General features: G+C 45.8%; 13 protein-coding genes and 1 tRNA gene. 7 read left to right on the top strand and 7 right to left on the bottom strand.

The window, feature by feature from the left end:
* Positions 1-185: 185 nt before the first annotated feature.
* From QUA44_RS10460 to fba, 3 genes are all read left to right on the top strand, one after another.
* Complete coding sequence (locus tag QUA44_RS10460; protein WP_445243651.1) at positions 186-1,055, top strand: aldose epimerase family protein; 870 nt, start codon at positions 186-188, stop codon at positions 1,053-1,055.
* A 67-nt stretch (positions 1,056-1,122) separates the two neighbouring features.
* Positions 1,123-1,194 (top strand) — tRNA-Lys (locus QUA44_RS10455).
* 192 nt (positions 1,195-1,386) lie between these two features.
* Positions 1,387-2,466, top strand: coding sequence for a class II fructose-bisphosphate aldolase (gene fba / locus QUA44_RS10450; protein ID WP_333250087.1), 1,080 nt, complete (start codon positions 1,387-1,389; stop codon positions 2,464-2,466).
* Between the two features lie 166 nt (positions 2,467-2,632).
* Here fba and QUA44_RS10445 read toward each other — a convergent pair whose 3' ends face one another.
* The gene (locus QUA44_RS10445; RefSeq protein WP_333250324.1) at positions 2,633-4,015 is read right to left on the bottom strand and encodes an NB-ARC domain-containing protein; all 1,383 of its coding nucleotides are present in this window, start codon (positions 4,013-4,015) and stop codon (positions 2,633-2,635) included.
* A 316-nt stretch (positions 4,016-4,331) separates the two neighbouring features.
* Between QUA44_RS10445 and QUA44_RS10440 the strand changes: the two genes are divergently transcribed.
* Together QUA44_RS10440 and QUA44_RS10435 are read left to right on the top strand one after the other, a co-directional pair.
* Positions 4,332-4,868: a hypothetical protein gene (locus QUA44_RS10440; RefSeq protein WP_333091127.1), complete on the top strand. Its 537-nt coding sequence runs from the start codon at positions 4,332-4,334 to the stop codon at positions 4,866-4,868.
* Between the two features lie 706 nt (positions 4,869-5,574).
* Positions 5,575-5,880 (top strand): hypothetical protein, encoded by a 306-nt coding sequence (locus tag QUA44_RS10435; RefSeq protein ID WP_333262627.1) that lies wholly within the window; start codon positions 5,575-5,577, stop codon positions 5,878-5,880.
* Positions 5,881-5,996: 116 nt separating this feature from the next.
* Here QUA44_RS10435 and QUA44_RS10430 read toward each other — a convergent pair whose 3' ends face one another.
* From QUA44_RS10430 to QUA44_RS10415, 4 genes are read right to left on the bottom strand one after another with little or no spacing between them, the layout of a single operon-like run.
* Positions 5,997-6,350, bottom strand: coding sequence for a hypothetical protein (locus QUA44_RS10430; protein WP_333250090.1), 354 nt, complete (start codon positions 6,348-6,350; stop codon positions 5,997-5,999).
* A gap of 56 nt (positions 6,351-6,406) precedes the next feature.
* Positions 6,407-6,691, bottom strand: coding sequence for a type II toxin-antitoxin system mRNA interferase toxin, RelE/StbE family (locus QUA44_RS10425; protein WP_333151983.1), 285 nt, complete (start codon positions 6,689-6,691; stop codon positions 6,407-6,409).
* Positions 6,688-7,101, bottom strand: coding sequence for a hypothetical protein (locus tag QUA44_RS10420; RefSeq protein WP_333276481.1), 414 nt, complete (start codon positions 7,099-7,101; stop codon positions 6,688-6,690). The genes QUA44_RS10425 and QUA44_RS10420 overlap by 4 nt, the downstream gene beginning before the upstream one ends.
* A 46-nt stretch (positions 7,102-7,147) precedes the next feature.
* Positions 7,148-7,849: an alpha/beta fold hydrolase gene (locus QUA44_RS10415; RefSeq protein WP_333250094.1), complete on the bottom strand. Its 702-nt coding sequence runs from the start codon at positions 7,847-7,849 to the stop codon at positions 7,148-7,150.
* Between the two features lie 145 nt (positions 7,850-7,994).
* Between QUA44_RS10415 and QUA44_RS10410 the strand changes: the two genes are divergently transcribed.
* Together QUA44_RS10410 and QUA44_RS10405 are read left to right on the top strand one after the other, a co-directional pair.
* A complete protein-coding gene (locus tag QUA44_RS10410) occupies positions 7,995-8,474 on the top strand; it encodes an NUDIX domain-containing protein (RefSeq protein WP_333250096.1) in 480 nt (159 codons plus the stop codon).
* A gap of 599 nt (positions 8,475-9,073) precedes the next feature.
* A complete protein-coding gene (locus QUA44_RS10405; protein ID WP_333250098.1) occupies positions 9,074-10,780 on the top strand; it encodes a hypothetical protein in 1,707 nt (568 codons plus the stop codon).
* A gap of 262 nt (positions 10,781-11,042) precedes the next feature.
* On the opposite strand, the gene QUA44_RS10400 is transcribed toward QUA44_RS10405, so the two are convergent.
* Both QUA44_RS10400 and QUA44_RS10395 read right to left on the bottom strand, forming a co-directional pair.
* Positions 11,043-11,780, bottom strand: a complete 738-nt coding sequence (locus QUA44_RS10400) for a class I SAM-dependent methyltransferase (RefSeq protein ID WP_333250100.1) — start codon at positions 11,778-11,780, stop codon at positions 11,043-11,045.
* A 7-nt stretch (positions 11,781-11,787) separates the two neighbouring features.
* Entirely contained in the window at positions 11,788-11,985 is a 198-nt protein-coding gene (locus QUA44_RS10395; RefSeq protein ID WP_333030091.1) for a hypothetical protein, read from the bottom strand.
* Positions 11,986-12,093 lie beyond the last annotated feature (108 nt).

Genomic DNA, 12,093 nt, shown 5'->3' with positions numbered 1-12,093 from the left:
GCTCTTTCCCTGATACCCCTGTAGATGAATTTTATGCCTGTAATTCCTCCTAATTGTAAAAAACCTACACCTGTCAGGGGGGAGGATAGGGGCGGTAATGGGTGAACATCAAGATACTAGCGACCAATTATTAACGACTGATTTACTGACAACCAATGATCAATGACCTACTACCGATGACAAATGTGTTTGCGATCGCGCTCAAGCAAAAGCAGTACAAAACCTATATCCTCTCCGACGAAACCGCTAACTCTACTCTAGAAGTTGTGCCGGAACGGGGCGGTATTGCCACTAGCTGGCTGGTTGAAGGCAAAGAAATCTTCTATTTGGACGCGGAACGGTTCGCCAATCCCGATCTAACTGTACGTGGCGGGATTCCCATCCTGTTTCCCATCTGCAGCAATCTCCCCGACAATACTTACACCCACAAGGGAGTGCAGCGTAAGCTCAAACAGCACGGCTTTGCTCGAGACTTGCCTTGGACAATAGGCGAACAAGTTACGGAGGGTTGCGCCGCTCTGACGCTGATTCTCGACAGCAGCGACAAGACGCTCGCTGTTTATCCCTTTGATTTCCAACTAGCCTTCACTTATCAGATTAAAGGCAATTCTTTGGAAATTTTTCAGCGCTACACAAATCTGTCTGACGAACCCATGCCGTTTTCTAGTGGTTTGCACCCCTACTTTTTGGCGACGGAAAAATCTAAGCTGCGCTTTGAGATTCCGGGGATGCAGTACAGAGATCAGAACACCCATTCCAAGGGTTACTTCACTGGGGTTTTTGACCAGACGTTGGATGAAATTGATGTTTCCTTTGACGAGCTCACTGGTCTTGCTGCTACTGTCACTGACGCGGCCCAGAACTTGCGGCTCACCCTCAGTTACAACTCCAGCTATGGGAAGTTGGTTTTCTGGATGGTGAAGGGCAAGGATTTTTACTGTTTGGAACCTTGGACTGCTCCTCGAAATGCCCTCAACACTGGCGAACACTTGATTTATTTGCAGCCGGGAGCGACTTGCGAGATGCTGGTTCGCATGACTGCAAATTTTATTTAAAAAACACTTGCTATTTCAAATGAGGGGTGCTACTATTAGAAATTGTGTGCGGTAACAATGTTTTCGCGGGTCGCTAGCTCAGCGGTAGAGCATTCGGCTTTTAACCGATTGGTCTCGGGTTCAAATCCCGGGCGACCCATAAAAAATTTGTGAGTTAAAAATTTTGAGTTCTGAGTGGAATGCTCGGAACTCAAAATTTTGTTTTTTGAACTTTTAAGTAAATCTGGAAAGATAGTGCGCGATCGGCTACAAATTGTCTTAAGATTATCCTAAGAATTGAGCTTGTCTAAAATTCACGGCCCAGAAACACAAATAACTAGGAGGAATATCTATGGCGCTTGTACCTATGCGACTGCTGCTCGACCACGCGGCTGAAAACGGTTACGGCCTACCGGCTTACAACGTCAACAACATGGAGCAAATCCAAGCCATCATGCGCGCTGCTGACGAAACCAACAGCCCTGTGATCTTGCAAGCTTCTCGCGGCGCTCGCTCCTACGCTGGGGAAAATTTCCTGCGCCATTTGATTTTGGCGGCAGTTGAAACCTATCCTCACATTCCCATTACAATGCACCAAGACCACGGCAATGCCCCCGGCACTTGCTATTCTGCCATGCGCCAAGGTTTCACCAGCGTGATGATGGACGGTTCTCTGGAAGCGGATGCTAAGACTCCCGCCAGCTACGAGTACAACGTTGAAGTTACTCGCGAAGTTGTGAAAGTGGCTCATTCGATCGGCGTTAGCGTTGAAGGCGAACTGGGTTGCTTGGGTTCTCTGGAAACAGGAATGGGCGAAGCAGAAGACGGCCACGGCTTTGAAGGTGCGCTTTCTCACGATCAATTGCTCACAGATCCCGAAGAAGCTGTTAATTTCGTTGAGCAAACCGGCGTTGATGCTCTCGCAGTGGCGATCGGCACTTCCCACGGCGCTTACAAGTTCACTCGCAAGCCGACTGGCGAAATTTTGGCAATCAGCCGCATTGAAGAAATTCACCGCCGCTTGCCGAATACTCACTTGGTAATGCACGGTTCTTCTTCTGTACCCCAAGAATTGCTGGAAATCATCAACAGCAACGGCGGCAAAATCCGCGAAACCTACGGCGTACCTGTGGAAGAAATCCAAAAGGGTATCAAGTGCGGCGTTCGCAAGATCAATATCGATACTGACAACCGTTTGGCGATTACCGCTGCGGTGCGCGAAGCTTTGTTTGCTAAGCCCGAAGAATTCGATCCGCGCCACTTCTTGAAGCCGTCGATCAAGTATATGCAGAAGGTTTGTAGCGATCGTTACAACTCTTTTGGTTGCGCCGGTAACGGTACAAAGATCAAGCAAGTTTCTTTGGACGATTTCGCAGCTAAGTATGCTAAGGGCGAATTGAGCTCTTCTGTTAAGAAGACTGTAGCTGTTTAATAATTTTAGGTTGAGATTTGAGATTTATCTGAAGTCTCAAGTTTAGATTGCCGGGTAGCTGTGAAGTTGCCCGGTTTTTTGTTTGTGCGATTTTATGTGTTTAATCACTCTGCGATTGAAATTGCTATACAAACTAAGTCTGCCTCCGGAGACTAAGAGATATCAATTACACCGCACAGGCGATCGCATATTGCTTCAGTACAGGTGAAATCGTGTAAAAATTTGCTTGTTGTTCTATCAAGCAGCGCCGCGATAGAGATTGCAAGGCATTTAGCAAATCTGAAGCCGGAATTATGTCATTTTCTAGCAATTTTGCCCGGTTGATGGGCTGGCTTTCTTTGGCTAATAAGGAGATTACTTGTTTTTCTAGTTCGGATAGGCGATCGAACTGATGCTGTAAAACATCTTTCAAATCTTCTGGCAACAATATGGTATCATTTGGTAATAACTCTGTCACGCCTCCTCCCAAGTCTTGAATCATATTCGCCACGCTTTTTAACCATAGGGGGTTGCCTTGGTAGCGATGAATGAGTGCTTCACTGCTGTCGCTTTCTTCTAACCCATAATCTCTGAGTATTTCTCGTCCGGCTGCGATGTCTAAACCTTTGAGTTGTAAGGTACGAATAGAAGTATTTTGGTTTTTAACTTGAGTCACTTCTCTCGGTTGTTCCCAACTGATTAACGTCAAGCAGCTTTGATGGGGTAATTTTTCTATTTGTTTGAACAAAGAGCGATATTTTTCGCATTCAGGTTTATATTTTCCTGCCAATTCGCCACTACAGAAAAGGTTGTGAACGTCATCTAAGACGATTAAACAGCGATGGTTTTGTAAATACTTAATCAGCGGTAAGCGTTTCTGGTTGGTTGGGAGTGAATCTTCTTTTTCGGAATGGGAAAAAAGCTGTATTAGGTTAGATTGAAATTTTTCTAGGGATGGGAATTCGTCTAGAGTGTACCAAACTGCGTACTCAAACTCGTGTTTGATTTGTTGTACGAGTTGTACTGCTAGGGTGGTTTTGCCGATACCGCTGATGCCAGTGAGGGTTATGAGGCGACAGTGTTGTTGTAGAATCCAGGTGGTGAGGGTTTGGAGTTCGGGAGTGCGATCGTAAAAATTACCCAATTCCGGCATCTCGCTTAAATCTTGATGTAGAGTTTGAGGTTGTTTTGGGTTAGATGTTTCCTGATTTGGTGGGTGTGAATTTGGTATGTTTGGCGGGTGTTTAGCTTCTCCACAGGTGTTAAAAATACCAATCCCTACAACGTCTTTTGCAAAATTGGAGACATTTGAAACTTGCCACCTCTCCATTGCCGATCGAATATTTGATTTACTGACTTGTTCTCCAAACTCTTGTGAAAGTATCCGCCATAATTCCGAACCTGCATTCCTAACACGACTTTCTGAACAGTCAAAATCTTTAGCTATTTGCTTGTATGTCTCATGTTGTAGAGTTCCGCGCAGTACCGCCTCTTGTAAATCGTCAAGGTGTTGACCCGTTTTCTCGAAGACTATGCGATCGGCGAGGTTTAGCATTTCTTTCAGATTCATCGGGTCAAGAGGATGGGATTTTTTGGGTATCATATCACATTTTTAGATATTTTAGTATATTTTTATATATTTTAGTACACAACTAGATTTAAAGAGAGTGAAAGTAGGAGAAAGTTATCGGCAAAATAGGACTTTTTTTACTAAAAAAAGCCCGGATTTATTAATAAATAATGGGAAAATTATTTAAACCTAAGTTTATGGTTAGAATGCTTGCCGTTTTATACCCTGTAGTAGCGTGTTATGCCGCTGTTGCGGTCTAATAAATAGTTAGCTAGAAGATTGACGATTTTTGTACATTTTTAGCTGGGAGGCCATTATGAAAATACTCATGAGACTTTTAATTTCTATCGGTGTCGTAGCTACAGTTTTTAGTTCGATTGAAGCAGCATATTCACAAATATCTGGATTACGAGGAAAGTTTGATGGCACACAAACTCAGGAAGCTCGGATTCGAGAGGTAGGCTCTCTTGCTGTAGCAGTAGAAGTTAATGATGGTAAAACCTGGCAACAATGGTATGCAACCCGTCGGGGAGATACGAACTTCTCAAAAATAGTTAGTTGTACTGTTGGTGAATTCAATGGTGATAAAAAGTCCGATATTGCTTGTCTGTATGACTATGGAAACTTTGATGTTGGAATATGGGTATTGACCTCGGACGGGAAGAACTTTAACTCTAGCATCTGGTGGAGAAGCGGTAAAGGTAACTTGAACCCAAATTCTGTTGTTGGGCGGATTGAGTCCATCGATAATAATAATGATGGTCTGTCTGATCTGAAAATGCCCTACCTTTATCCCAATGGTATCCGTAACGATATTGTTTTTTATTCCGATGGTCAGAAATTTTACCGCTAGTTTTTGGGATTTATTTTACCCAGTAAATTAGGCTGGATGTGCTAGTATGTTGGGTTTCATGAATTCAACCCAACTTTTTTTACAATCACAATTTTATCATTTCCACCATTCTCATGGGATGCTTGTAAAGATAGCGATCGCATCACCAATCATAAAGAGCGATCACTATTTGCTTTTTCTGATAACCATTGGTGACAAGTTAAGACTTAATTGCATTTGTCAATCAGTAATATTACTCAAAAAAACTGTTTTTTTAGGAGTGGAACATTCACGATTTGAGAGGGAGTAAGTATAAATATCACCCTCGGCACGATCGCACGATCGCCCAAATCTCAGTTTTGGGCTCAAAATCCAAGTAAATGTTGAGCATAATTGCTGATTGACAAATGCTTTCTTAGCTTAACTTGTTACCAATGAGCAAGATGTGAGAATTTTGTATATTAGATCACTTTTTAACAACATTGTACAAAACTGTACTAAATAAATTTAAACAGAGTACAAAAAATCAAAAATTGTGAACAAATTGAATTTTTTTTATAAAAAATATCCTGATTTCTAAGAACCATAGGAGAAAAATTAAACAGTAAATTTAGGGATTAAACGCTTGTCGTTTAATCCCTGTAATAGTGTATTAAGCCGCACATTGACTATTAGGGTATGGTGTAAAGATATGAACGGGATTATTAAGTTCTTAGATCATAATGGAATGCGTCCTATTATTGCTTTGGTTGTGATTATTGGTGCTCTGGCGATCACTCTCAAAAGTGATAAAATTTGTGTAGTGCAAGTAGAATACCCCCCAGTTACTTCAAGAGCTGCTGGAACTCAACCCCAAATCATTTTTAGAGACAATCCTGTTTGCTCAAAGTATTTTGAAATAGCAGCATTGGTACTGGGTGGACTTCTGGGATTAACCGCACCAGATAAATCGAGCAGATATCAATCGGAAGATGAGGCGGCCAGAGAGAAGCAAACAACATCTGAGAAAAAGCAATCACCGAGGGATGATTGATTTATGAGCTGGTAGGTTGGGTTGACGCAATGAAATCCAACCTCTTTTTCCACTCACAATGTTACCCATTTCTACCATTCTAATGCGATGATTGCCCTAATAGCGATCGCCCTTACCTAATTCACAGCCAACAAACCCGACATATTCAGCACTTTCTCCGACCAAATCCTTCCTTGTTCTCCCACTCTCATTCGTTGTTCTGCATCCTCCCAAATCCTTGCCCAAGAATACTGCCAGCAAGCTAACTGAATCTGCAACTCAACTAACTCAGCAGCTATTTCTATCTCTGCATCTTGAGGAGTCCATTCAATAAACAGCTTACTTTCTTGCAGCAGACTTTCAATTATTTCGCCATTAGCTGCATTTTGACAGCGAGATTTAATTCGTGCCAAATTAGATGCTAAATTTCTCAAACGAATGGGTAGATCATCTCGCAAATAGCGTTCCTTTAAAGTATTCCCATCTCTCATAATCCTCCTAATAACTGTATGAGGATCGAGTTACGTCTCTTGATTAAAGGATGAACTCAATAAACTTCGTCATGGCTACCAATATCAATCAGAAGGATCTCTTCAACATCTGAATCTGAATATTTTTTGAAATTGAAGACTATTCGACAGTCGTACTCTACAGTACAAGCCCAAGCACCAGATAGTTTACCTTTCAGCTTGTGGGTTTTAAGTGAGGGATGAAATGGATCATTTGCCAATAGTTCTAGTCGCTCAGCTATTTTTTCCTCCATTTCAGGTTCTTGGCGGATTAAGGATTTGAAAGCTCGTTTGAACGAAGAGGCTAAGACAAGAGTTCTCATCTTTTTAATTCTGCCATGATATCATTTACTGTGCCTCGGAATACTTGTTCATGCAAATACTCTTCATCGGCACGAACAATATTAAGAGCGATCTCATCTCTCCGTTTTTCTTTAAGTCGTCGTCCGATCAAATCGATGAGAGTGATCTGTTCGTCATCAGACATTTCTTCGACTAACTCTATAATGGCATCAAAGCTATAGGTTTTCATTGTTCTAAGCTTCGTAAGTCTACAATTATCAGTATAACAAATCACTGCACCCAAGCGATCGCCCCTCGCACCAAATACCAAACACTGCGATGATTCTACGAGTGGCGATCGCACATAATCATCATCCCTAATTTTTGATCGACCTCCCGCATCAATTCTCCACCAAGCATCCGGCTCAAATTCGTTATCTGCGTCCCGCACAGTAGCACGGGAACGGCTTCGCCGAACGCGTCTTCGCGGTTCATTTCTAACGCAAATACTCAATCCAAGCCGGCAAAACCTCCGGCGAACCGTACCACTTCCCCGAAGAACGAGGCGAATGCCAAACCCCCTCCAACACCAAATTTTCGGCCCCGTCCAAAACAGCAGCTTCCACCGGCGTAATTCCATCTCCCCAAGTTTCGCCCTTCCCCACAGTCAACTCGTAACTTTTATAAGCCAGCCAAGTTCCAAAACCCCGCTTGCCAAAAACCGCCTTCCCAGCAGCGCACACGTAGCGCACCTGCGGGTGAAAAGCGCCCGGATAGTGAATTTTGACAAAATCTAGATTTTTGCGCGTCCAGCGCTCTTGAGAGACGTGCGGCGTGCCTAAAGTGATTAAAGTATTCACATACGGGTGAGCTTCCCACAAACCCGCGTCCTCAAGCACGTCGCCGTGAATTGTGTAAGGCTTTTCGCCCAAATAAATGCGAGAAATCCAGCCGCCGGCGGAATGACCGACGAGATTGATCTGGGGAACGCCGTATTGCTGTAACATTTGTTTGACCGTGCGATCGAGCTGTCGCAAAATTGGCACCATCGACCGCCCGCCAAAAGTCGGCAACCAATCTCCCTTGCCCAGAGGCACTGTTACTGTTGGGAAACCTTGATCGACCAGAGACTTTTCTAATTCGCGATAGTCGGAAGCAGCAGCAAAATATCCTGGTAAAATCACGGTTGGTAATGGCATTGTCAATTTTAGATTTTAGATTTTAGATTTTGCGGCCGGAGTGCTACGATCTGTTTTTCAAGTTCAAAGACGCTTGCCGAAGCATCCTTTGAATTGCTAACATCTGTCCCTCGTTAAACCTTTTGCTTAGGGAATATCTACTTCTATGGCTCGCGAGCCGATTCAAACATGGTATTTTACCCTAGTTGTCGTTCACTTAGAAGACCGTTTTCTACTGGTACAAGAGCGCAAGTACGAGCAGCAGTGGTATCTCCCAGCAGGGCGAGTGGAAAAAGGGGAGACTTTGCTCGAAGCTGCTATGCGTAATACCATTGAGGAAGCGGGCATTTCCATCATCGTTGAGGGAATTCTCCGAGTAGAGCACACAGTGATGCCTAGGGGCAATGTGCGCCTCCGAGTCATTTTTGTGGCTCGTCCACAAGATAAGACGCCGCCCAAGAGCAAGCCGGATGAGCATACTTTGTGCGCGGGCTGGTATTCTCTCAAGGAATTAGACCAGTTGTCGTTGCGGGGAGAGGAAGTTCGGGAAATGTTTCAATATATGGCAAGTGGTGCTCCAATTTATCCCATCGACTTGCTCACCATCGAGGGAGCTCCTTTTAAAAATTACCGCTATCGCTGGTGAATCAAGGGAGTTTGGAGATGGCCGCCCCAGCCGGCGCGTACAACGCGCAGCCACTCGATGAGTTTTGAGTTTTTTGATGCCGTAACCGAATTGGAAACGCCGATCGATCCGTTTGCTCGATCGTGTTTAATGAATTAGTGGCGCTCCAGATCCCGGAAAAAGACGGTATAGCAGCGGTGCAGTCTGTTTTTTAGATCACCCCAGTCCGGCCCGCCTGACGCCCGCTGACCATTCTCAACAATACCTGAGAAACCGCGTATAGGATTCGGCCAAAGGCATTCGGCAAGAAAAACAATGGTTTGAGCAATTAACAACGTCCTCACCCTATTTGCGGTTGCTATACAAGCGTGGAAGCAGTCAAAAAACCGGGTTTCTAAGCTTGAGTGCTTGATGTGAGGGTCGCGAAATCTTAATAAAAGTCGATCGGGCAATTTCCATACCGACCGTGCTAAAATTATACCTTTGAATTATCCAACAGCAACTTTTAAAATCACTCAAAAAAAATATCAATTAATAACTATTAACTTCCAATTCCCAATTATCAATTCTCAATTACCAATTACCAATTACCAATTCCCCATTCCCCATTCCCCATAGTCATGACTGACTCTTCCTCCCTAGCCAACACCCTTTCCGAACCGCTGCGCCAGCCTTTTTGGTGGGCAGCCCTAGCTTCTGTCGGCCTCCACGGAGTGCTCGGAGCAACCGCCCCGACGCTCTCAAACATACTTTATGGTGGAAATTCCTCAAAAAATATCCCCGGTTCTGTCGGCTTAGTAGAACTAACTCCCACAGAAGCCAGCCGCCTCCCACAAACCATACCACCGAGACCCTCTAATACGCCGTTTTCGATCGCACCAGTTCCCCTTCTGCCAGCGCCAAAGTTAGCCCCGCCCTTGCCCCCCGCACCTGATACCATCAACTTGCCCGCCATGCCGCCGGGAATGCCCCCTCCTGGATTCTTTTCCCCTCTGCCTTATTCCCCTCTCCCGCCCTTCACAGCCCCAACAGCCCCGCCACCTCCCAAAACTCCATCCCCAACAGTCAGAGCACCCTCCCAGCCAACACCCACTTTCGTCCCACCCGTACCTCCCAGCGGTTTTCTTTTCCCGCCCTTACCCGGTAATTTTGATCGCAATATTCCGCCGCCACCATCGCTGAATGAAGTGCCCCAGCTTCCCGGCGACGCCTCGGAAGACGAAGCAGAGACACTCAAAAGGATTATAGCCAGTAGAGGCGGACTCCCACTATTTCCAGACGGAGCTCCAGTCTTTACCCCCGAATTCCCAATTGGCAGGAATGTGGGACCCGATGGAGTGCCGAAATTGACTCAAAAAGATCCGAATAAAAGGAATCTCATCGCAGAAACTCCCGAAGAAAGAATCAGGAGACAACAATTTGAAGAGGGACAGCGACAGCTAGGACAGTCCGGCCAACCGGCTTCAACCTTACCCACCGACAGAGAGACACAGCTTGCGGCTGCAGATACCTATGTTGCTTTGTTTGAGAAATTCAAAAAAGCTTATCCTGACTTGGAAATGACGGTGCCAACTCCTGTGAATGTCCCTTATCCCGTCACAGCTTGCTCGCAAAAACTCCAAGGAAGAGCAGTTTTTGGAGCAGTTGTCAGCCCTCAAGGCTTGCTCAAGGCCGAGCCACAGCCGATCGTCCCCACGGGTTACAGTATTCTCGATAATGCGGCTAAAATTGCGATTATTAGCCCTTCTCTAACATTTTCTGCAGCCAGCACGCACAAGCTTTACCAACTGGCTGTCGAGTTTAAGTACGACGAAAAACTTTGTAGTGGCATTCCTGTCACCCCAACCAGGCCCAACCCACCAGGTCAGCAGCAGCCAGCGCCCGCCCCCACAGCGCCCAGCAGACCAACAGGCCAGCCGCCCTCCCCAGCGCCTACTGAAGTGAAACCGCAGTTTGAGAAGCCGCCGGCCCCCTCAAACAAACCGCAGCCAGGGGCCCAACCGTCGCCGCCCGCACCCAAGCCTGCGGCTCAACCGTCGCCCTCGCCTGAACCGAAACCAGCCGCGGAACCGTCGCCTTCTCCTCAACCGCAACCCGCCGAAGAGTCCCCGCAGCCCGAAGCAGCACCATCTCCGGCCGCCGAAGTGTCCCCGCAGCCCGAAGCAGCGCCATCTCCGGCCGCCGAAGTGTCCCCGCAGCCCGAAGTGTCGCCATCTCCTGCCCCGGAAGTGTCGCCATCTCCGGCAGCCGAAGTGTCGCCACCTCCGGCAGCCGAAGTGTCGCCGTCGCCTGAAGCTGCGCCTTCTCCTGCCGCTACCGAAAATTAATTGGGCATCGGTAATTGGGCATCGATAATTGGCAATCCGGTATGGGAATGGGTAATATCCAATCTGCTTGCTTGACTATTGTGAGTTAGTAGTTAGTAGTTAGTAGGGTGCGTCAGCTTGAATATTTGTTGCTTCTCAAACTAATTTCTACTTGCTGACGCACCCTACTTTCTCCACTAAGAATGAAGTTTTTTTTCGTTTGCCCGGCCCGGGGCGATTGAAGTTTTGACTACAAAACTAATTACCTATTCCCCTTAACCTCTCAATTGTATTCAACTTTATACATTTGAAATAAGTCGCCACTTTGCTTTTTGACAACCTTAGCGCCCGCAGCTTTAATCATTTTTTCCCAATCTTCTATTGTCTCTAAAAATACTTCGCCGGCTCGATAAGTTTCCAAAATTGCCCAATCTTCTGCTAGGGGAGAATTGGGATTGAGGACATCAAAAACAAAATGACCGCCCGGTTTTAGTACCCGCTTTACTTCTCCCATGACAATACTCCAATAGTCTATGGGATAGTAACAGCTAAAGCCTGTAGCGAGGCATAAATCGAACTGAGCCTCTTCGTAATTTAACTGGTGAGCGGGAGCCCATTCTACCCCTTTGAACAGCTTAGAATTGAGCTGAGGGCCGCGAGCGTTTAAGGCGTCTCGCGCTGCGCTGCTGATTTCTTGACCGTAAAAAAGGGCTTCCCAATCCCGCCAAGGGTAGATGAGAAAGCTGACTCCGCAGCCAATGTCTAAACAGCGCTGATTTTTTTGAGGTTTGGCAATTTTCCAGAAGGGAGAAACTGTTTTTTCTTGGAGAGTTCCTGCAACTGATTCTAGGAAAATCGGCATTGCTTCGACTTCTTCGGGTAAGGCGAAAGCTTCTCCTCGGTATTCGCGATCGAATCGAGAAGCGACTTGCGACAATAAAACTTGCCAGCTATCTGATTTTCCTTTAGCAAACCAAGTCTGCTCCTGGCCCGCTACTGGGCGATCCGACTTTTTAGACATTCTTGAATTACCTTTTAGAAGCTTTGAGAGCTTTTGTAAAGTTTTGGCGGTAAGGCTTATTAAAAATTAACGCGGGCCAAAGCAGGGACAGCTTCAGGCGATTTGCAAAACTTCTGTCGAAGTTAGTGCGATCGAAACCATTCCAAAATTTCCAAATACCGCCACCGTAAGCGATCAGCAATGCCAAGCTAATTAACGTACTCATTTAAAAAACCCCTAAGCAATGGATAGGATTTTGGGTCAGCTAGTCAAAGCGCTACCCTTAATCTATCATTTATCAGACGCCAAGGCGCACCGATAGCCGTAGTAATTC

This window comes from Microcoleus sp. N9_A2, assembly GCF_036701775.1.
Classification (GTDB): Bacteria; Cyanobacteriota; Cyanobacteriia; order Cyanobacteriales; family Microcoleaceae; genus Microcoleus.
Note: the sequence above shows the minus strand (reverse complement) of the source record. Positions and strands in the feature narration are given on the sequence as shown.